Genomic DNA, 22174 nt, shown 5'->3' with positions numbered 1-22174 from the left:
GTGTGCTTGCGGGTACGATGGTCGCTCACCACCGATAGTGCCCGTATCAGGTTGCGGGCGCATGATTCGAGCCAAGGGAGTCCGCTGCACATGTTCGAGAAGATGGACCGCCGTGAATTCATCGACCGCGCTGCAATCGGGACCGCGGGCGCTGCCTTCGCCGCGCACGCGGCGAGCGCGCAAGGCAAGCCGTCAAATCGTGTCGTGGTGGGCGTGATGGGCCTGTCGCGTGGGCTTTCGCTTGCATGCGGGTTCGCCGAACAGCCCGATGTCGAAGTGCGGTATGTATGCGATACCGACACGCGGCGCGCGGAGCAGGGGTGCGCGGCCGTCGAAAAGAAAGGCGCGCCGAAACCGCAGATTATCGCCGATTTCCGAAAGATGCTCGACGACAAGGAACTCGATGCGCTGGTGTGCGCGGCGCCCAACCATTGGCATGCGTCCGCAACCATTCTCGCCTGCAATGCGGGCAAGCACGTGTACGTCGAAAAACCGTGCAGCCATAATCCGTGGGAAGCGCAGGCAATGGCCGAATCCGCGCGCAAGCACGATCGCGTGGTGCAAGTCGGCACGCAGCGCCGCAGCAGCGCGAATGTTCGCGAAGCAATCGGACTGCTACACTCCGGCGAACTGGGCCGCGTCTACTCGTCCCGATCGCACCTCTGGGGAGGCCGTGGCACGATCGGCACCGGAAAGCCCGCGGACGTTCCCGCGTATCTCGACTACGAACTGTGGCAGGGCCCCGCCCCGCGCCGGCCGTACAAGGACAATCTCATTCCTTACAACTGGCATTGGCATTGGCACTGGGGAAACGGCGAACTCGGCAACAACGGTGTCCACACGCTCGACCTGTGCCGCTGGGGACTCCAAGTCGATTTTCCCGTTCGCGTCACATCGAGCGGCGGACGGTACTGCTTCGACGATGACCAGGAGACACCGGATACCCACGTCGTAGCTTTCGAATACGCGGACGAAAAACTCATCACGTGGCAGGGTCATAGCTGCAATCAACATGTGGACGATTTTGTCTCGTTCTACGGCGAGAAGGGCATGCTCAAGATCGGGGACTTGGGCGACTACACGCTCTACGACGCGAACGACAAACTCGTACGCGAGGTGAAAGGCACGCTCGGGGAACCGGAACACATCGCCAATTTCCTCGCCGCCGTGCGTGCAGACGATCCGTCCCTGTTGAATTGCGCCATCGAGCATGCCTATCCAAGCACAACCATGTGCCATCTCGGCAACATCGCGCACCGCACGGGCCGCGCGCTCACCTGCGACCCAAAGAATGGCGCGATTCTCAACGACGACGACGCGATGAGATATTGGAAGCGCGAGTACGAGCCGGGGTGGGAACCGATCGTGTAATACAGGATCACCGCCGAGTACAATAGTGTGCGCGCGGTAGCTGACCGCTAATCGATGAGGACGCAGTCGAGATGATCAGCAAGGCGATTCGGCGTGTTGGCCCTATGCGGCCGGAGCTCCGCTACACTATCCATCTACTTTCCTTTGCTTTTCAGGATGTATTGCTTACATTCCTTGTTGTTGAACCGTGGGTTTCATCCGCGCACGTTGGCTGGAACCTTGGGCAAGTTAACGAATTCGCAATTGCCGCAATTTCAGGGACTATTATTACCACACTCTCGCTTTTGATCGTCTGGTTTTGCCAAGACGCCGAGACGTACGAATCGTCAAACCCCACGGAATTATTCCTGTATTCGCGAATGGCATGCGCGCTGCCGGTCGTAATTTTTGGTGTATTAAGCCTATCCACAACATTGCCGCAAGCCGCTGTCGTCTTGCTCTCAGTTACCCTGTTCGCGCTAACGGTTCTGACCATTGCAGACACGGCAGCGCTCGTCATTCGAAGCTTTTTCGCAACCTGATATCCCGCCTTGGACATGCGTGACGATATACCCGAGTTCGACCGGCGCCACTTTCTCGGTCGTGTGCTAATGAGCGCCTTCGGCGCTGCCTCAATCGCGTTTGCTGCGCCGCCAACTCCCGGCGAGCGGATCACGGTCGCCCTCATCACCCACTCCGGCGGCGCCCACGTCGAGATTTATCTGCAGTCCCTGGCAAAGGCTGAGGAAGTCGGTATCGTGCTTTTGTCAGATCCCGACGGCACATACGAAGTAAAAGCGCGTGCGACGCTGGGTGAAAAGCTCGCCAAGGTCTATGCCAGTTACCACGACCTTCTCGCAAACGAGCGCCCGCGCCTGGCGCTGATCAGTATGGAAGCCAAACTCGCACCCGCCGCCATTGACGCTGCCCTCGACGCGGGGGGCCACGTGATGGCGGAGAAACCGGCCTGCACCAACGCGGAGGACTTTGCAAAGCTCGCGGCGAAGGCGAACGCTAAAGGACTCCACCTGATGCTCGCCCTTTGCAACCGCGTGAATCCTGAGGTCGTCGAAGCGAAGCGCCTCGTCTCCTCCGGCGAGATTGGGAAGGTCTACGGAATCGAGATGCATATTGTGCAGGATCAGACCCGGCTGACGAGCGAGGCGTACCACAAGTCGTGGATGGCCGATAAGGCGCGAGCCGGCGGCGGGCACCTCACCTGGCTCGGCCTGCACTGGCTTGACCTCGGTATGTTCATTACCGGCGCGAAAGTCGAGCAGGTCGCCGGTTTCACCGGAAACGTCGGTGGCCAGCCCATCAATATCGAAGACTCCGTCGCGATGTCCATGCGCTTCGACAACGGCACGTTCGGTACGCTTACGTCGGGCTACTACCTCGACAAGGGCAATCAGATGCACCTCAAAGTCTGGGGATCGGACGGCTGGCTGCAAATCGACAACGACAAGGACCACACGGTCGAGTGGTACTCCGCGAAATCCGGCGCCGGTCCGCAGGAAAGGAGTTTCAACAATCCCGCGGACTTCGATCCCTACGCCGTCTTCGTCCGCTCCGCCGTTCGCGCGAGCATGGGCCTCGAATCGCCGCCCATCACCACGGACGAATCGCTCCGGGTGCTACAAGCCGTCTATGCGCTCTACCGCGCCGCCGAGTCCGGCCAGGCGCAACGAATCGAGTAGTTCGCTAACTGTCTCGCTTTTGGCGTCTTTTCGGGCGATCTGGTATTGTTAAGTGATCGTTCGCGGACGACTGCCCGAACACGGCTTCCCCGCGGCGAGCAAAGTCTAGCGCAGCGTCCAATTGCCATCATCTCGTTTTTCGGCGTCCGTTCGCGCCCGTAGCTCAGGTGGATAGAGCAACGGCCTTCTAAGCCGTAGGCCACTGGTTCGAGTCCAGTCGGGCGCGCCAACTTTTTTCCACTGTTTTTATGGGCGTATCTTGCGTCCCCGCTTTGACTTCCCCGCTTTTCGCGTGATACAGTTCCAGTCTCTTGGGGCTGCGAAGTCTGCCATATTCGCAGGCCGCAGTGTTGTGTTTGCTGAAAAGTTACGGAATGCTAAATAAACTGGGTGACGGCGTTCCGGGCGAGTGGCGGAATTGGCAGACGCGCTGGACTTAGGATCCAGTATCGCAAGATGTGCGGGTTCAAGTCCCGCCTCGCCCACCAACCGTGAAGCGATTTGGAATCCATGCCGAGAAAAAAGAAATCCGAAGAGACCGGGACAGAAGAAGCCGGCGTTGCCACCGCGACGGCGGAACACGATCACGACCATGACCACGATCATGACCATGACCATGATCACGACCACGGGCATCATCACCACCACGGCCATGATCACGACCACGATCACGGCGAGGAAGAGTTCGAGTTTGCCGAGGACCCCACGTTTGACGTGGACTACAAAGGCGAGTGTGCCTATGAGGTAAAGGTCCTCGTGCCCGCCGCGAACCGCTCGAAGCAGGCGGACTCGATGTACAACGAAATCCGCGAGAGCGCCGAGGTGCCCGGTTTCCGCCGGGGCCGCGCGCCGCGTCCGCTCATCGAGCGCAAGTTCGCCAAACATGTCAAGGCCGAGGTGGACGGCAAGCTCATCAGCGCCGCCTTCCAGAAGCTCGTCAAGGACAAGAAACTCACCCCAATCAAGATGCCGGATGTCGACGGACTCGAAGCGTTGCGCGAGCAACCACAGTCCGAACCGCTGGCGTTCACGCTGAAGTTCGAGGTTTCCCCCAAGGTCGAGTTGGGCAAGTACCGGGGGGTCAAAGTCGAGCGCCCCGTCGTCACCGTCGACGCAAAGGACGTGAAGGAAGCGTTGGACGAGTTGCGCGGCCGCTATTCGACCTTCGAGACCGCGGACGCAAAAACCAAGGCCAAGGACGGCGACCAGGTCATCATTGATTTCAAGGGCGCCGTCGATGGCGAGGCGTTCTCCGGCGGCAGCGCGGAGAACTATCCCTACATTCTCGGCACGAAGCGGTTTTTCCCTGAATTCGAGAAGGCGCTTAAGGGCGCGAAGACCGGCGACGAATTGACCTGCACAGTCAAGCTTCCGGAGGAAAGCCCGAACGCGGACCTGCGCGGCAAGAAAGCGGAATTCACCATCAACGTGAAGGAGGTGAAGCGCCGCAGCCTTCCCGACTTGAACGATGATTTCGCCAAGCAGGTCGGAGCGGAAAACGTTGACGCGCTCAAGGAACGCATCAAGAACCAGCTCACATCCAATTCCGCCGAGCACAGCGATCGTGTTGCCAGGGCCCGCGCGCTGGACGCGGTGATCGCGGTCAGCAAGTACGAATTGCCCAAATCGCTGGTGGAAGACGTGGCCCGTGGTCTAATGGAAGACCGTGCGCGCGAACTCGTCCGCCAGCGCGTGCCCGTTGACCAAATCGAGCATCGCCGCGAAGAACTCATGGCGGAATCCAAGAAGCAGGCGGAACTCGAGATCAAACGCATGGTCACCCTGAACGAAATCGGGGACGCCGAAGGCGTCACCGTGACGGACGAGGATTTCGAGACCATGGCCGAAGATATCGCCATGCGCACCGGGATGCGCGCGGACATGGTTTCGCAGTACATGTCCGAGGAATCGCAGAGGCGCGGCACCTACGAGGGACGCATCTTTCGCGAAAAAGCCATCAAAATCGTTATGGAAAACGCGAAGATCACGGACAAGGAAGTCGAGCGCGACGAGCTCGAGGAGCAGGCAAATGACGCAGATGCGTAATCCGTTGGACGTCCACGCCGTCACCATTTACGAGCAAACGAGCCGCGGCGAACGCCCCTACGATATCTACTCGCGCCTGCTCGCCGATCGCATCATTTTTCTGGGCATGCCGATTGACGATTACGTGTCGAATTACATTATCGCGCAGATGCTCTTCCTAGAAGCCGAAGACCCGGACAAGGACATCCAACTCTACATCAACTCGCCCGGCGGCAGCGTCACGGCGGGCATGGCCATCTATGACACCATGCAGTACATCAAGCCCGACGTTTCGACCATCTGTCTGGGCCAGGCCGCGAGCATGGGCGCAGTACTGATGGCGGCCGGCAAGAAAGGAAAACGCTTCGCCCTCCCCTACTCGCGCTTCCTCCTCCATCAGCCCATGGGCGGTATCCAGGGCCAGGCGTCTGACATCGAAATCCAGGCCCGCGAAATCGTGCGCATCGGCGAGATGATCGACGAGATTCTCGTGCGCCATACCGGCCAACCCATCGAGATTATCCGCCGCGACAGTGACCGCGACTTCTTCATGGGGGCCGACGAGGCCCGGGCATACGGTATTGTTGACGAAGTGTTGAAACGTTAGTATGTGGTTAGGCGAGGGCAACTCCGTAGCAAAAGCGCGGATTCATGGTAGTAATCAAGTAGTTTTGCCGTGCGAACTTGCGCGGAACGTACCGAGGAAGGCAGAATAGGGATAGGGACTGCAAACGCGGAGTCGGCGGAAGAGAAAACTGTTGACAACGCCCTCCTTAAACTGCTATAAAATCCTCGAACGTGGCCGTTCGTAAGGGAGGATAGTATGGCCCCTCAGCGCAGCCGTGGCGATGTGCATACCTGCTCGTTCTGTGGCAAACGCCACGACGAAGTCAGCAAGCTCATTGCCGGCCCCGATGTGAATATCTGCGACGAATGCGTGAACCTCTGCGGCGAAATCGTTGCGGAAGACCGGGCCCGGAAGGGCGTTTCACGGAACCTGCGCGTTCCAAAGCCTGCCGAAATTAAAGATTTCCTCGACCAATACGTCGTTGGGCAGGAACGGGCCAAGCGAATCCTCTCCGTCGCCGTTCATAACCATTACAAGCGCATCGCTTCCGGCGGCGAAATCGACGGTGTCGAGATACAGAAATCCAACGTACTTCTGATCGGGCCGTCCGGCTGCGGCAAGACCCTCATGGCCCAGAGCTTGGCCAAGCTGCTCGATGTGCCGTTTGCAGTCGTTGACGCCACCACCCTTACCGAAGCAGGTTATGTTGGCGACGACGTTGAGAATGTAATTCTCAAATTACTCCAGGCCGCCGATTTCGATCAGGGCCGCGCCGAGACCGGCATCGTCTATGTCGACGAAATCGACAAGATCGCGCGAAAGAGCGACAGCCCTTCTATCACGCGCGACGTGTCCGGCGAAGGTGTCCAACAGGCCCTCCTGAAGCTCTTGGAAGGCACCGTCGCAAATGTGCCGCCCCAGGGCGGACGCAAACACCCGCAGCAGGAATGCATCCAGGTTGACACGACCAACATCCTCTTCATCTGCGGCGGCGCGTACAACGGCCTCGAGAAAATTATCGAGAAGCGCACGCGCAAAATGGTCATTGGCTTCAACGCCGACATCCAGAGCCGCAAGGATCGCAAGGTCGGCGAATACCTTGAATTGGTCGAGCCGGAGGACCTGATTAAATTCGGAATGATTCCCGAATTCACCGGCCGCCTCCCCATCATCGCCACGTTACACGAACTCAATCGCGACGACCTCGTCCGTGTACTGGTCGAGCCGCGCAACGCGATACTGCGTCAATACCAGAAGCTGTTTGAACTCGAGAACGTCAAGCTCCACTTTAAGGATGAAACGATCGAGGCGATTGCGGACCTCGCGATTCAGAAAGAAACGGGCGCGCGCGGGTTGCGCAGCATTCTCGAAGACGCCATGTTGAGCATCATGTTCGACATCCCGTCGCGCAAGGACGTGAAGGAATGCATCATCACGCCGGGCGTCATACGTAACGGCGAAGAACCGCTACTGGTATATGAGCACGAGGATTACAAGGGTTTGAGCGCGGACCAGGGCCGCTCCGCGCTGGCGTAGCCGTTCCGAATCGGATTCTTCTCCCCCTCGGTTTTCAGCGCAAGAGGGTGTCGCCGTCACTAGCCGGAAGGGCCTCTGGTCCTTCCGGCACGGCTTTTTTGGTGCGCATAAATCGCGATTTGGCTTGGAAGTTGTCTACGATAGGGTGCGGCAGCCTTGTTTCGCAGGCAATAACCGGGCCGGGGTGCGCGTTACATATCGATACCCCTTGCGGGTGTGAACGATAGGAGTTTTCATGGCTACCAAGCCGAAATCGGAAGTTGATACGCAGCGTATTCCGTTGCTGCCGCTTAAGGACGTGGTCGTATTTCCACGAATGGTAATCCCCCTGCTCGTGGGCCGGCCCGCTTCGCTCGGCGCGGTCGAGGCCAGCCTCGCGTCGGGCGTCCCCGTCTTTCTGTGTACGCAGAAAGACGCAACGGTCGATAACCCCACGATGGAACAACTGCATTCCGTGGGCGTGGCGGCAAACGTGCTGCAAACACTGCGCATGCCTGACGGTACGATGAAGGTCGTCGTCGAAGGGCTTGGCCGCGGCCGGCTGGTCAAAATCAAAGACCGCAGTGGCGTGACGGAGGCCACCGTCGATCCGGTCCCCGAAGAGACCTTCGAGGGGCCTGAGTCCGAGGCCGTGATGCGGACCGCCCTGGGGCAGTTTGAATCGTACGTCCGGCAGAGCGGCCGCGTGGCGCCCGAAGTGGTCGCCTCATTGCGCGGGGTGACCGAGGCAAACGCGCTCGCCGACTTGTTGTGCGCCTATCTCCCGCTCCGCGTCGAGGAGCGCCAGGAACTGCTCCAACTCGTCAACGTCAAAGATCGTTTCGAAAAACTGTCCGTGCTCCTGCTGCGCGAAACCGAGATGCTCGATATCGAGAAGAAAGTGCGCGAGCGGATCCGCGAGCAGATGGACCGCGGCCAACGCGAGTACTTCCTCCACGAGCAGCTCAAAGCCATTCACCAGGAACTGGGCAACAAGGAAGGCGCCGGTGATGAGTCCTCCGAGTTGCGCGCCATGATCGCGAAAGCCGGCATGCCGAAGGAGGTCAAGGAAAAGGCCGAGCGCGAAATGGCGCGCTTCGAGCGCATGCCGTCGATGAGTCCCGAGGGCGCGATCATCCGCACGTACATCGAGTGGCTTGCGGACATGCCCTGGAGCAAACGCACCAAGGACGCCATCGATCTCGAGGTCGCGCAAAAGGTCCTCGACGAGGACCACTACGGCCTCAAGAAAGTGAAGGAGCGCATCCTCGAGTACCTTGCGGTCCGCAAACTGAGCAAGAGCACGAAAGGGCCGATTCTCTGCTTCGTGGGCCCGCCGGGCGTTGGCAAGACGTCGTTGGGCCGATCGATCGCGCGCGCGATGGGGCGCAAGTTCATTCGCGTGTCGCTGGGCGGCGTGCGCGACGAGGCTGAAATCCGCGGCCACCGCCGCACGTACGTCGGCGCCATGCCGGGACGCATCGTACAAAGCATAAAAAAGGCGGGTGTGAAGAACCCATTGTTCATTCTCGACGAGATCGACAAGATGAGCATGGATTTCCGCGGCGATCCCTCGTCCGCATTGTTGGAAGTGCTCGATCCGGAACAGAACACCGCGTTCAGCGACCATTATCTCGAAGTCGATTTCGATCTACACGAAGTGTTCTTTATCACGACCGCGAACAGCGAACACGAGATTCCCGGCCCGCTGCACGATCGCATGGAAGTTGTCCGTCTGTCGGGATACACGTCGTACGAAAAGGACCATATCGCGCGGCTCTTCCTTATTCCACGCCAGATGAAGGAAACGGGCCTTACGGAAAAGCACATCGCGTTCGATCCCGGCGGCATCCACACGCTCATCCAGCGCTACACGCGAGAGGCGGGCGTGCGCGAACTCGAGCGCCAAATCGCCAACGTGTGCCGCAAAGTGGCGCGCCGCGTCGTGCAAAACGGCAAGGCAAAGAGTTTCCTTGTCGACGAGAAGTCCGTGCCCGAATTGCTTGGCCCCCACGAATACAGCGATTTGCGCGCGGACACGGAGCCGCGGCCCGGCGTGGCAATCGGCCTGGCGTGGACGTGGGCCGGCGGAGACATCCTGCACATCGAGACAAGCACAATGAAAGGCAAAGGCATCCTCACGCTGACGGGCCAGCTCGGCGACGTAATGAAGGAATCCGCGCACGCCGCGTACACCTACTTGCGATCGCACGCGAAGGAATTGCGAATCCCTGTTGACTTTAACAAGAAGTTCGACCTTCACGTGCACGTGCCGGAGGGGGCCATTCCAAAAGACGGCCCTTCGGCCGGCGTGGCGATGGCCGTTTCGATGGTTTCCGCGCTACGAAACGCCCCCCCCGCGCCACAGCTCGCGATGACCGGCGAAATCACGCTGCGCGGCCGAGTGCTGCCCGTCGGCGGCATCAAAGAGAAAATGCTTGCGGCGCACCGCGCCGGTATTCGCAAGGTACTTCTGCCCAAAGAAAACGAAAAGGACCTGGTTGACGTACCGGAGGAAATCAAGAAGGAACTCACCATCGTCCACGTGACGGAGGTCGATGAGGTGCTTTGCGAAGCGTTCGACCGCACGGCGAAGCACGCGACCCGGTCTGCGCGCGCGAAGCGATGAAGATCCTATCCGCGTCTTACGTGAAAAGCGCAATGCGGCCCGATCAGTATCCGGCTGATGGGCGCCCGGAAATTGCGTTTGTCGGGCGGTCAAACGTCGGCAAATCGACGATGTTGAACGTACTGCTCAACAAGAAGGGCCTCGCGAAAACGAGCAAGACGCCGGGCAAGACACAGACGGTCAACTTTTTCGACGTGAACGGCAAGTACTACTTTGTAGACCTTCCCGGTTACGGATTCGCGCGAGTGTCCAAGGAAATGCGCCAGCAGTGGGCCTCGGTGATGACGTCGTACCTCAAAGCCCGCAGGCCCTTGCGCCTCGTAGTTGCGTTGATGGATTCGCGCCACACACCCGCGGATCAGGACCTCGATCTGCTCGACCTGCTCGAGGACGCCGAAGTGCCTTCGCTCATCGTCGCCACAAAGAGCGACAAACTCCGCCCCAGCGAGGTCGAGGCAGCCAGCCAAACGATCCGGAAAGCCCTTGGACTTGACGAAGACGCTGCAATCATTCCCTTTTCCGCAAACAGCAAGCAGGGACTGCGCGACGTCTGGAATGTCATCGACGCCACGCTCAAGTCATGACGTGGGGCGTTTCGTGCCTATCGAGAGGATGAAGTCGGTGAACAATTGCGACTGGAAGAACTCCGGGCACACCTCGTGTCCCTTTCCCGGCACCACAATGATGGATGCGCTACCTCCCATCTTCTGACACCGCGACACGTACTCCCCCGCGTTCGTTTCGATCGGAACCACCTTGTCCGAATCGCCGTGAATGAAAAGCATGGGGACCTTCGCGTCCGCAAGCGGTCTGATTCGGTCAATAGGATCGTGCTCCTTAATCCGCGCTCGCAGCGCGTCGGCATCCATCTCATATGCTTGCGCGGCTTTCTCAACTCCCGGATAGCTTTCGATGCTGCACACGGTGTAGATACCTGCGATACATCCAACGCGCGCCGCGTTTTCGCTCGCCCAGTTCAAGAGCATGAGGCCTCCGCGGCTTTGCGGGAGCAGGCAGGGCTTCGGGTCAAGGCCGAACTCACGTGTTACGTGATTATAGAAAGCCGTGTATGTTGCTCGCCCTCGAGGACTGCCGTATGACTCCCCCACCTCGACGCCGCAAATCGCGAAGCCCGCGTCGAGCAACTGCTCCGCCATCCACGCGTGGCTTTCGTCTGGGTGTTGACCGATAAACGTCGGTGCATACCACACCCACGGCTTCGATCCGTCCTCCGCGGTCTTCGTCGGAAGAATGACAAATGCCTTGTTCTCCCCAACTTTGAACAGGCGTCGTTCGGCGCCGAACTGCGTCGAACTCGTGGGTTCGGCAGAAAATGCAGCCGCCGCTACAAGAACGCAGAGTGATGCCAGACAGAGCGATCGAACGCGGGCCACCGTGCGGACCCTTCGTACGTCCCGGCTAGAAGAATTCGAAAATGAAAAGTAGTCCTTGGAAGAATTCGTCGAAGCTGAGGTCAAAAATCGCGGTAATGATGCCGAGCAGAATAAGCAGGAATTCCATTGTTCCGTCCCTTTTGCGTTCCAGCGCATGGCCAAGTCTACTGGGCCAGGAACCAGTCCTTCAAGACCTGGCCCCACCAAACCTCACACAGCGCTAGACGCCCGCACCGAGATTTGTATTCAAAAAAACCGCGCGCACGCCGCTCGGGCGTGCGCGCGAACTGAAAGCGATTATTGAATACTCCGAAATGCGGGAGTGCGCTTGGAGCTAGGCCGGTGTCGCGGCGGCCTTCGCTGGACGCCGTGCGTAAACGGATCGCACCGTCAGCGCAGCCAGACCTGCGAGTAACATCGAAATCGACATTGGCTCCGGCACGACCGGCGAATCCATCCCGCCGGTCACGATGACCGCGAGTGCGCTCGCATTCGACCCCTTGCCTTTCCAGGTAAACGTTGTCTCGCCGCTCAACGTAAACGCGCCGAATGATTGCACCTCGCCAAAGTTAAACATATACGAACTCGCGTCCGGCGAATTGCTGCTCAAATCGGGTCCGTTCAGCACGCCCATGTCCGTTTCCAAAATGAGATTAGACACGACGGCGCTCGGCTTGCCGTTTCCCTTTGTGACCGTCGCGACGCTCAGGTAATCGAAACTGACCGTACCGATATCGAATTGGATGGAGTCATCGAGGTCGCTCGACGATTCGCCCCAACTGTACGTCAGCAGCCCCGCGCCGTCGTAGACCAATTCCCAGTACATGGCGGCCCCGGATGATACATCCGCATTCCCGCTCGCGTCCGGCGAGAAGTCATATGCCCCATCGAACAGCGCGAACGACCCGGTATCCCAACTCCCCCAAGTGGCTGCATATTCAGCGGCGGTAAAGTGCGTTTCCGCCATGGCCAGCGGGGTACCGCAAGCCAAGAGTAGTGCTATCAAACCCAGGCGCGAATGTTTGAGTATGTTCATGCGCATCTCCACTTCGGTTCGAAATGTCGACCCCAACGATGGCGGGGAGAGTGCAATCGCGGTGCCGAAGCGGAGTTGTCACACGCAACATATTACGGAACAATGACTTATGGGAACTGCTCGATTTGTGAACAGGCTCGATTCGTGACACGATTTGTCGCCGAGCGTCAAACTGCGCACAGCGCCAAATTTAACAAAAAAAGAGGGCCCCGATTGGGGCCCTCGCGTAGAGTAGATTCTTTCGACGAGTGTTATCGGCGATTGGCACGCCGCCGCAGCGCGAGCGCGCTCAACCCAATACCCAATAGCAGCATCGAACCCGGCTCTGGAACCACACCACCACCATGCGGCCAGTCGTGATCCCAGTCATAGTCCCAATCCCAGTCCCAATCCCACCACCACCAGTAGGAGCCGTGCTTGGCGCCTCTGGAAAACGCATGCAGCGACTTGCTGTTCGCATCCGCGAAGTAGCCGCCGCGATCATCCGCACTCGGCGCTGCGATATCTTCACCAGATTTCGGTCCGTTGAGTGCCACATCCAGCGAATCGTCTAACGATCCAGCGACTTCGCCGAGGGCAGGTGCATTGTCGATCGATAGGTCATTTTCCGTCGCAGATGTTATCCCTGCCAGAGCGGGCAGGGCCAGCATGAAGGCCAGGAATGCTATGGGAAATCCGCAAGTCCGTCTCATGGGAAAACCCCTCCTCCTCTTACATTAATGGGTAAGTAGGGGCAAGATTCGGGCCAAAATCGCCACGTTTACAATCGGTTCTTAAGTTACTTATTTCCAGCATCTTATGAATGCGGCTATCAACCGCTCGAAGTCCCAGAGCAAAAAACCTGCGCAGCATTGATGCACAGTTAGTCAAGTGTGACCCACAATCGCCGTATCCAATGGCTGCAAACGAGCTGAACCGCATTCTGTCGATTTGCATACACTGTGTGATCGGGGATGACGCAGGCAGCGAGGCAGCGCGCGATCTCGCGCAACTCCGTGCGATAATCTATGCCGCAATTAAAACCCCTTGGCAGGTGCAAATTAATGCAATACGTGGCGTTTGGAACGACAGGGATTCGTGTTTCCGAGGTGTGCCTCGGAACGATGACGTTCGGCAAAGAGGCGGACGAGGCAACTTCGGTGGACATCATGAACCGCTCGTTTGACGCGGGGGTGAACTTTCTTGACACCGCCGACATCTACAACAAGGGCGTCACCGAGGAAATCATCGGACGATGGATCGGCCCCCGTCGTAACGAAATCGTGCTTGCGTCGAAGGTGCACTTTCCCACCGGCCCCGGCCCGAACGACTACGGTAGTTCGCGGCGTCACATCATACGCGGCGTTGAGGCCAGTTTGAAGCGCCTGAAAACCGACTGGCTCGACATACTCTACTTGCACCATTGGGACGAACAAACCGCTATCGAGGAATCGTTAGGCGCCATTGCCACGCTCGTCGAACAGGGCAAGGTCTATTACTGCGGCGTGTCGAACTTTTCCGCATGGCAAACGATGAAGGCCATCGCGGCGGCACGGGCCAACGGCGGTGCGCCCGTGTCCTGCACCCAGCCCATGTACAATCTCGTCAAGCGGCAGGCCGAGGTTGAAATCCTTCCGCTCGCGCTATCGGAAAAACTGGCGGTGTGCCCTTACAGTCCGATTGCCGCCGGATTGCTTACGGGAAAATATCTGCGCGGCGAAAGCGGACGGATCGTAGATCATCCGATGTACGCCGAACGATACAAACGGGAGGAGTATTCACAAATCGCCGCGCGCTTTGTCGATTATGCGCGGTCGCACGGAAAAACGCCGTCCGCGCTGGCGACTCGATGGGTTATCGATCACCCGGCTGTCACTTCGGCAATTGTTGGAGCACGCAACCTGGATCAACTGAATCAGGCGCTGGCATGCACGGAGTTTCGCCTCACACCCGCTCAACGCGCCGAAATCACGGCCCTCTCCATCGATCCACCGCTGGCCACCGATCGCGAACCAACCGCAATCGCGATGGACCTGCTGACGAAGAAATAGTAGTCTGCCAACGCACAACCGGAGACTTTGACTAACGTGTCAAGCCCAACGGGCGCAGGTCTCTCGTTGGCGGCCCTCAGTTACGGCCCTTCTTCGCCGCGCCCCACTGGATGATCTCCCGCGCCTTCTTGCTCAGTGTGGCGAGCGTCTCCAGTTTCGGCGTAATGCGCTGGATCGCGCCAGCCTGCATTTGTTTCAACTCGGCCTCTTCATTGTTGATGGCCGTGATCTGACTTTGGATTGCAGCAGCGCCCTTGTCGAGCAACGTCGTGACCTTCAACGTAAACGCGTTCGATCGCGACTCGACGGCCTCTCGAAGCTGTCCAAGCACTTCCGTCGAGAGCATCTGCTCGACCTTCTCCGTGATCGCTTTGTTCAACTTTTCCTTGCGCACGGCGTCGGCGCCGCCGGAACGCACGATCAGTCCAATGATCCCGCCGAGAATTAAACCCGCCAAGCCTCCCCCGATCGCGCCGACTTGTTGTGCCGGCGGCAGTGTCGCGCCGCCCAACTTCTCGGCGAGCTGAAGCGATTGAATAAGGTTATCGTTCACGAGGGCGAATCCCGCACCGCCCAATCCCGCCGCACCAAGAAGCGCTCCGACGATACCGAACCCAAGGTACGACGACCCCATCTCGGCGTGCAGCGCGACAACGCCAGTCTTTGATACGCTAATCGGTTCGCGCTTGTCGATAACCGCGCTGTCGCCAAGCAATTTCGTTATATCGCCGCGTACAACAGTCTCGACGGACTCGACCTCACGATTGGCGCGCCGCTGCACGTCGTCGATGAATTCCCCAACGAGCCGCTCGAGTTCGGATGCCAGCGGTTTGTACCCCTGCCGCTTGGCATTCTTGAAGTTCTCGCCCGAATCGATCCAATTCCGGATTGGCTTCAAAACCGCGTCTTCGATCGCGAGCTTATCAAACAAGTCGTCCACAACTGTCTTGCAGTGCTTCTGCCGATCCTCGTTGTCCGAGCGAATACGCTCGGCATTTCCGCGGAATTCGGACAACTGCTGATCGAGGCGCGTGCGGTTTTTCTGCAGGTCTTCGAGTTTGGGAATGTTCTTGGCCTGTTCGAGTTTCATTTCGAGCGGCCGCGTGTACTTCCACGCCGTCTCGTCCACGAAATTGCACACGCTGTCCACCATCGCGCCCTCTGCGTTCTCGGTATACAAATACTCGTGTATACGGTGCCGCAGCCCCGCGAAATTGCTGCGCGCGAGGAGGTATTGGGCCGTCGCCTTGACGGGGTCCGGGCTGGATTGGAGCTCCTTATGCACCGCAAACGGAATTCGTATTTTCGGATGCATGTCGATTTCGTCCAGCGTGGCGCGCCCTGACGCCAGCATCTCCCCCGCGAGCGCATACAGACTCGACACGAAGAAAATCTCCGGGTTCTTCACGACTCCCGCGAGACTGCGCACGAGGTCCTTGCCCGGACCGCGATGTCCAGTCGGATCGATTTCCTGGTCCGTCAGATGGTCAGCCTTGTTGATGACGAAAAAGACTTTGCGGTTCGCGGGCTGAATCACGTTCGCAATGAAGTCGCGGCTCTGCTCGTTGCCCGCGTTCTGGCTGTCGAGCATGCAGATCACGAGATGGCTCGACGGCACTACTTCCCGCGCGATGCGGTTGTTCGTATGCACGATGCTATGCACGCCGGGCGAATCGATAAGCGACACATCGTCCGCGATGCGCTCGTTCGGTATGTAAACGAACAACTCCTCGAACTTCGTGCGCAAGGTGGCCAGATTCGGGAAGTCCTCGTCGCTGCTCATCGTGATGAGGGTCTTCAAGGTGCCGTTGACGGACTTCGGGTTGTGTTCTGGATACGCCATGACGACATGCCCGCGATGCGAGTCCTGTGACACGTCCACGAAAATATTCAGCGACCTATGGACATCCCGCAACGCGTTCAGTTCGTCTTCGGTGGCAGGCGCGTTCATGCGAAGCACCGTCCGCATATCGTCTCCACGAACGACGTGCGTCAGTTTCGTTGTGCATTCTTCGAGAATCGTCGGCAGGTATTCCTCGCCGAGATACGCATTGACGAGCGTCGATTTCCCGACGTTAAATGCGCCGAGAATGAGCGTGCGGTACTTGCCCTCAAGCAAATTGCGGCGCTTCGCTTCAATCTCCGAAATCTCCGATTCGACTGGGCCCTCGATGTCCCCGTCGGACACGAAACGGTTCAGCGTATTCAACGCGTCAAAGGCCCAACTACGATTAGCGTGGTGTTGTTCAATGCTCATGGGTTCTGCCCCCTCGACCTGGAAAACTGCGATTTGGAACGCAGAGATCGTGTAAAACGAATCCCGATTTTGCAAGCAAAAAACGCCGGGGCAAAAAAATGGCCCGCACCTAGAAGCACGGGCCTGTAAACAATCTACTCGGCGTGAATTACGATTCTATCGCCTGTTCGCGTTAAACCCTTGGTTTGCCCCCTGTTGGCGCGTTGGCGTGGGGCCGCCCGATACGGAAATGCCGATGACCGCAGGCGTCTCGCCCACGAGCCGGTCATCGATGGTGCTGAACAACTGGCTGATATTGCTGATTTGGACGCCGCCTCCGCCACCAAATCCGCCAGCGCCGAACCCGCCGCCTCCAAAGCCACCTTGGCCTCCTCCGAACCCGCCGCCGCCAAACCCAAGTTGACCTCCCCCAAATCCGCCGCCGCCAAAACCACCTTGGCCAAAGCCGGCCCCCTGTCCCCCACCACCAAAGCCGCCGCCTCCGAAACTACCGCCGCCCATCGGGCCGCCGGGGTTCGCCACGACGATCTTTGGAAGCGTGTCCGACACCGCATTCGTGGTATACGCGCGCGTCTCCAGGTTGCCCGTCGACTCCGTCCGCACACGGTCGGGGGTCGTGATAAATAGATGGTTGTTGTCCGTCTCGTATGTGAGGTTGAGCGGACGCAACAGCGCATCCATTGCATCCCGCAGCGGGACGTTGTTGAGTTTGATGGATTGCACCATTCCGTCGGTCACGTATGTTCCGCCTTGAGATTGAGACAGATTAGCAGGCGCGCTGATCCGAATCGGCTCTGGCACGCTCTGGCCCGTTTTCGCCTGGTTCAGCATCTCGCGCTGTTCGGCTGCGGCCTTATGCGCGTACCCCGCGTTGAACTCCCATTCTCGCTGAAGTTTCTCGCGCTCCGCGTTCGGCAGTAACACAACGGAATCGGGCTTGGCCTCGGATTTTAAGACGCTGAACGCTTTGCCGTCTTGCGGCGTCGCGACATAGTACCGGCTTTCGCTTTCGCGCACGATCACGCCGGTATACTGCGTGCCGGCTATGGTGATGGAATCGGCAAGCGCCGCGCCCGCGACAACGGCGATCATGACCAAGAGGCGGGCCGGCATTCTGCGCAGCATCATGGAAAGCTCCTCCATATGCGCGGCGTCCTGAATGGCGCCAGACTGCAACACTCCCGACTCTTTCAGTCTAGCACCGGAGGCGGATTCCGACAATCGAAAGTTTGTCGAAGTGCTTACGCTTCGCGCATGAAAACGCGACAAATGCGCAAAGTAGAAATACGGTCACGCTACGGGGTCGCCGAGTTCAAGCTCCATCGGTTTCCCGTTCAGTTGCGCCCATTCATAATCGAGGATAGCGTACAGCAATGAGTCGCGCCACTGGCCCTTGTTCCAAAGGTGCTCGCGCAAGTGACCTTCGCGTTGGAAGCCGCACTTCTCGAGCACACGCGCGCTCGCAACGTCCTCGGGGTCAACGACCGAGAAAATTCGATGCAACTTGAACTCTTCAAAGCCCAGCGCCAACAAAGCGCCGATGGCCTCGGAACCGAAGCCCTTTCCCCAATCCTCGCGCCGAATGATACAATGCAGTTCGCTTGACCGGTGCCGGTGAAGCATCGAGATAAGGCGGCAGTTGCCAATCACTTTTCCCGTGTCCACGCGCGCGATCGCAAGTTCGAAGTTCGTGCGCGGAATCTCCGTTTGGTGGCGTATTGCGCGCTTTAGGAAGGCCTTGGTCTGTTCTTCGGAATTGGGGCCCCAATTCAGATAGTAGGTCAGACGCGCATCGCGAGAATACTCGTGCACGTCGCTCCAATCCTCATCCCGAAATTCCCGGAGGATGAGCCGGTCGGTCGAACGGAAGATCACCGCGGTCCCCTTCTCCGTCTACCCGTCACTCGCCGAGTCCAGTATACTCCAGATATCCGGGATTTTGAAGGAAATCTTGACGGGAGGTTCCTTTGCCCACCTTCCTATGCTTCTCGAACGTGCCCCTGCCCCAAACAAACCCTGCGGCCGCTACGAATGCTCCGCTTCCGCCGACACTGTAGACGGGCGTCTCCGCGTCTGCCGATTCCCCGGACGGGGTTGTTCGCAAGGTGCAAGAGGTTGAAGGTTCTTGAGTTGCGAATAGACATCCCCTCCGTAACTTACTACGCTACAATGTGTTACTGGGGACTGAATCTGTCACCGGCCAGCGGACAGTACACCTGCGCAAAGCGGTAGCCCCCGTCCAAGTCAAGCACATAACCGCGCCCATTTCGCGGTTTCGTCGAGTCGGGCGCCGTGTCTAAGGCGCGCTCGCTACCTGGCTCTAGCTCTGGCAGGTCGGCTATCCCGGGAAGCATGTCGGCGGCCCCTTTCGAGCTCAAGCTGATCACCCCAACGTTGAAACATAAGGCGGTGGCATTTCCAGGCAAGTTCGGCAGCGAAATCGGGGCGACTGCCCTGTCTGCTAGTTGCACTTACAAACCGAATGTGGCACGCTACGGTACCATTTCGATTCAGAGGGGACAGGGGTGAATCGGGGTGATATCTGAAGCGCCCGGCACGGCCGGGCGCTTCAGCCTTTTCGCTGCAACGTGTTGTCCGTGACGGAGATCATACTTGGGCACAATGGTGCGTACATGGGATTCCGTCGCGAGATTGGTTATACTTACGCCTCTGCAAGGAGTGCGCAAAGGGGGCGCGGCATGACCCCGCGCCCTGCGCGGCCCATGCAGTGGCCCAGCACAAGGAAATAAGACTGATGGCATCGGACCAAGACGGGTCGATAGCGCCACAATACCAAAATTCGCCTATTCTCGACGGAATCAATTCGCCTCGCGATTTGAAACGCCACAGCGTGGAAGAGCTAAAGGCGCTCGCGCAGGAAATCCGCAACAAGATCATCGCGACCGCCTCGGTTAATGGCGGGCATCTCGCACCGCATCTCGGCGTCGTGGAACTTACGATCGCATTGCACTATGTGTTCGACACCGAGTCGGACATGCTCGTGTGGGACGTTGGGCATCAGTGCTACGCGCACAAGCTGCTCACCGGGCGCCGCGACCAATTGCCGACCATCCGCAAGAAGGGCGGCCTCAGCGGCTACCCGAAGCGCTGCGAAAGCCCGTATGACGTGTTCGGCGTTGGCCACAGTTCGACTTCCATATCCGCCGCGCTGGGCATGGCCGTCGCCCGCAACCTGACGGAACAAGAAGGTCGAGCCATTGCCGTCATCGGTGATGGCGCGCTCACAGCCGGCATGGCGTTCGAGGCGCTGAGCAACGCCGGCCATCTTGACAAAGACCTCATCGTCATTCTCAACGACAACAACATGTCGATATCGAAGAACGTCGGCGCACTCTCCGCGTACTTTAACAAGCTGATCACGGGCGGCTTGTATTCGCGCGCGCGCGGCGACATTCACACCTTTATGGAGCGATTTTTCGGTCAGCATGTCACCAAGGCCGCGGAACGCCTCGAGCATTCCGTGAAGGGCTTCCTGATGCCGGGCACCTTGTTCGAGGCGTTTGGACTGCGCTACGTCGGTCCCGTCGACGGGCACGACATGGAAACGCTGGTCGATTGTCTCTCCAATCTAAAGCGCGGCCACGGCCCTGTCTTCTTCCATGTCGTCACGAAAAAAGGCAAAGGCTACAGCTACGCGGAAGACGATCCGCTCACCTATCATGGAGTGCAGGCCTTCGACATCGAGACCGGAAAGTTTCAATCCTCCGGCGGCGGCGCCGCGCCCACGTTCACGAACGTGTTCGCCGACGCACTAATCGAGGCAGCCAGGCAAGACTCTCGCGTCGTCGCCATCACCGCTGCCATGCCCACCGGAACCGGCTTGAGCAAGTTTGAGAAGGAATTTCCCGACCGCTGCTTCGACGTGGGAATTTGCGAGCAGCACGCGGTCACCTTTAGCGCAGGTCTCGCCACGCAGGGGCTGAAGCCCGTTTGCGCGATCTATTCGACGTTTCTCCAACGGGGGTATGACCAACTCATACACGATGTATGTCTCCAAAACTTGCCGGTGGTGTTTGCAATTGACAGGGCGGGGGCCGTGGGCGAGGACAGCCCGACGCAGCAGGGGGCGTTTGATCTCTCTTTCCTGAGACTGGTGCCGGGCATCAACGTGTGCGCGCCGCGCGACGATGTCGACCTTCAGGCAATGCTGAGTTGGGCGCTGGCGGAGGCTGGGCCGAGCGCGATTCGCTACGCGCGCAGCAAAGCCCCCACAATCGGCGCGAAGGAAGGCCGCGACATTCTCCGCGGCGAAATCCTGCGCGAAGGCTCCGACGCGACCTTGCTGGCCGTGGGTCCGGTTGTCGCGACGTGCCTCTCCGCCGCGGACGCATTGCAGCGGGAAGGCTATTCCATTGGCGTCGCCGACGCGCGCTGGATTAAGCCGCTCGACGCCACGCTGCTGGATCGCCTCCGCGCGATGCCGATTATCACTGTCGAAGAGAATACGCTTCCCGGCGGGTTTGGCGCGGGCGTCCTCGAATACTTCGCAGACCACGGCGGTCTGGACGATTTGAAGATCAAGCGGTTGGGATTCCCCGACCGTTTCCTCGATCATGCCACGCGCGACGAACAGCTCTCCGAAATCGGCCTCGATTCCGAAAGTATTTCCGCGGCCGTCCGTGAGCTGTTGGGCCAACGCATTACCCATCCCGTCTCGTGACGCGCGTCGCCCTAACCGGCGCCTCGGGCCACGTCGGCGCGAACCTCGCACGCTTACTTATCGAAAAACAATTCGATGTTGCCGCGCTGGTGAATCGCGATACTCGCGCACTCGATGGGCTTCCCTGCCGGCGCCCAAATGGTTCGGTCCTCAATCCCGAATCCTTGCGCGCCGCATTTGCGGGCGCGGAGATTGTCTATCACCTCGCTGCCATTATCATTCTTACGCGCGACCGGGACGGCATCGCCTGGCGCACGAACGTCGATGGTACGCGCAACGTTGTTGACGCGTGCATCGCGTGCGGCGTCCGGCGGATGGTGCATTGCAGTTCGATACATGCGTTCTCTCCGTATCCGGCTGACGAAGTCGTCACGGAAACGCGCGCCCTCGCGGACGGCCCCGATCTACCGGACTACGATCGCTCGAAAGTGGCCGGCGAACTCGAGGCGCTAAAGGGAATCGATCGCGGACTTGACGTCGTCATCGTGAATCCAACCGCCGTCGTTGGCCCGAACGATTTCAAGCCATCCCCGATGGGAAAGCTGCTGCTCGATCTAAAGGCACGGCGCATGCCCGCTGTCGTCCGGGGAGGGTTCAACTGGGTGGATGCGCGCGACGTCAGCATCGGCGCCGAGGCAGCAAGCCGGATGGGACGTTCAGGCGAGCGCTATCTGCTCGCCGGACACCACCGCTCCCTCCTGCAACTCGCCCGAATGGCAAGCGAAGTTACGGGAGTCCCTCCACCGCGGTTCCAGACCCCGGTTTGGATGGCAACACTCGCGCTGCCCTTCGCCGTCTTCGCCGGAAAGCTGTCGGGAAAACCTGCGAAGTTCACCAGAGATGCGTTGCGCGCCATTACGCACCACCAACGCGTGTCTCACGAAAAAGCCGCGCGCGAACTGGGCTACGCGCCGCGTCAGTTGCACGAGACGCTTGCGGACACCTACCGCTGGTTCGCCGAACGCGGGACTTCATGAATCAGTCCAAACTTG

General features: G+C 59.2%; 16 protein-coding genes, 2 tRNA genes and 1 pseudogene. 13 read left to right on the top strand and 6 right to left on the bottom strand.

What is annotated here, in order from left to right:
- Positions 1–90 precede the first annotated feature (90 nt).
- From HUU46_04775 to HUU46_04730, 10 genes are all read left to right on the top strand, one after another.
- Positions 91–1371 carry a Gfo/Idh/MocA family oxidoreductase gene (locus HUU46_04775; GenBank protein NUM52937.1) on the top strand — a complete coding sequence of 427 codons (1281 nt, stop codon included), beginning with the start codon at positions 91–93 and terminating at the stop codon, positions 1369–1371.
- Between the two features lie 71 nt (positions 1372–1442).
- Positions 1443–1892, top strand: a complete 450-nt coding sequence (locus HUU46_04770) for a hypothetical protein (protein ID NUM52936.1) — start codon at positions 1443–1445, stop codon at positions 1890–1892.
- Positions 1893–1961: 69 nt separating this feature from the next.
- Positions 1962–3047, top strand: coding sequence for a Gfo/Idh/MocA family oxidoreductase (locus tag HUU46_04765; protein ID NUM52935.1), 1086 nt, complete (start codon positions 1962–1964; stop codon positions 3045–3047).
- Positions 3048–3199: 152 nt separating this feature from the next.
- A tRNA-Arg gene (locus HUU46_04760) sits at positions 3200–3276 on the top strand.
- A gap of 174 nt (positions 3277–3450) precedes the next feature.
- Positions 3451–3535 (top strand) — tRNA-Leu (locus HUU46_04755).
- A gap of 22 nt (positions 3536–3557) precedes the next feature.
- A complete protein-coding gene (gene tig, locus HUU46_04750) occupies positions 3558–5093 on the top strand; it encodes a trigger factor (GenBank protein NUM52934.1) in 1536 nt (511 codons plus the stop codon).
- Complete coding sequence (gene clpP, locus HUU46_04745) at positions 5086–5679, top strand: ATP-dependent Clp endopeptidase proteolytic subunit ClpP (GenBank protein NUM52933.1); 594 nt, start codon at positions 5086–5088, stop codon at positions 5677–5679. Before tig ends, clpP begins: the two co-directional genes overlap by 8 nt.
- A gap of 216 nt (positions 5680–5895) precedes the next feature.
- Positions 5896–7176: an ATP-dependent Clp protease ATP-binding subunit ClpX gene (gene clpX / locus HUU46_04740; protein NUM52932.1), complete on the top strand. Its 1281-nt coding sequence runs from the start codon at positions 5896–5898 to the stop codon at positions 7174–7176.
- 235 nt (positions 7177–7411) lie between these two features.
- Positions 7412–9784, top strand: coding sequence for an endopeptidase La (lon, locus tag HUU46_04735; protein NUM52931.1), 2373 nt, complete (start codon positions 7412–7414; stop codon positions 9782–9784).
- Entirely contained in the window at positions 9781–10368 is a 588-nt protein-coding gene (locus tag HUU46_04730) for a YihA family ribosome biogenesis GTP-binding protein (GenBank protein ID NUM52930.1), read from the top strand. The genes lon and HUU46_04730 overlap by 4 nt, the downstream gene beginning before the upstream one ends.
- Here HUU46_04730 and HUU46_04725 read toward each other — a convergent pair.
- The 3 genes from HUU46_04725 to HUU46_04715 all read right to left on the bottom strand — a co-directional run bounded on the left by HUU46_04725 (position 10363) and on the right by HUU46_04715 (position 12906).
- Entirely contained in the window at positions 10363–11178 is an 816-nt protein-coding gene (locus HUU46_04725; protein NUM52929.1) for a prolyl oligopeptidase family serine peptidase, read from the bottom strand. The genes HUU46_04730 and HUU46_04725 overlap by 6 nt on opposite strands.
- A gap of 334 nt (positions 11179–11512) precedes the next feature.
- Positions 11513–12214: a hypothetical protein gene (locus HUU46_04720; GenBank protein NUM52928.1), complete on the bottom strand. Its 702-nt coding sequence runs from the start codon at positions 12212–12214 to the stop codon at positions 11513–11515.
- 251 nt (positions 12215–12465) lie between these two features.
- The gene (locus HUU46_04715) at positions 12466–12906 is read right to left on the bottom strand and encodes a PEP-CTERM sorting domain-containing protein (GenBank protein ID NUM52927.1); all 441 of its coding nucleotides are present in this window, start codon (positions 12904–12906) and stop codon (positions 12466–12468) included.
- Between the two features lie 351 nt (positions 12907–13257).
- Between HUU46_04715 and HUU46_04710 the strand changes: the two genes are divergently transcribed.
- Positions 13258–14244, top strand: a complete 987-nt coding sequence (locus tag HUU46_04710; protein ID NUM52926.1) for an aldo/keto reductase — start codon at positions 13258–13260, stop codon at positions 14242–14244.
- A 76-nt stretch (positions 14245–14320) separates the two neighbouring features.
- Here the strand turns inward: HUU46_04710 and HUU46_04705 are convergent, their stop codons facing one another.
- The 3 genes and pseudogenes from HUU46_04705 to HUU46_04695 form a co-directional block, all read right to left on the bottom strand.
- Complete coding sequence (locus tag HUU46_04705; protein NUM52925.1) at positions 14321–16501, bottom strand: dynamin family protein; 2181 nt, start codon at positions 16499–16501, stop codon at positions 14321–14323.
- Positions 16502–16810: 309 nt separating this feature from the next.
- Positions 16811–16999: pseudogene (locus tag HUU46_04700) on the bottom strand (TIGR03016 family PEP-CTERM system-associated outer membrane protein).
- 792 nt (positions 17000–17791) lie between these two features.
- On the bottom strand, positions 17792–18376 hold the full coding sequence (locus HUU46_04695; GenBank protein ID NUM52924.1) for a GNAT family N-acetyltransferase: 585 nt from the start codon (positions 18374–18376) through the stop codon (positions 17792–17794).
- Between the two features lie 880 nt (positions 18377–19256).
- Here HUU46_04695 and HUU46_04690 point away from each other — a divergent pair.
- On the top strand, positions 19257–21182 hold the full coding sequence (locus HUU46_04690; protein NUM52923.1) for a 1-deoxy-D-xylulose-5-phosphate synthase: 1926 nt from the start codon (positions 19257–19259) through the stop codon (positions 21180–21182).
- Complete coding sequence (locus tag HUU46_04685) at positions 21179–22159, top strand: SDR family oxidoreductase (protein ID NUM52922.1); 981 nt, start codon at positions 21179–21181, stop codon at positions 22157–22159. Before HUU46_04690 ends, HUU46_04685 begins: the two co-directional genes overlap by 4 nt.
- Positions 22160–22174: the final 15 nt, after the last annotated feature.

The sequence above is a fragment of the Candidatus Hydrogenedentota bacterium genome (assembly GCA_013359265.1).
Taxonomy (GTDB): domain Bacteria; phylum Hydrogenedentota; class Hydrogenedentia; order Hydrogenedentales; family SLHB01; genus JABWCD01.
Note: the sequence above shows the minus strand (reverse complement) of the source record. Positions and strands in the feature narration are given on the sequence as shown.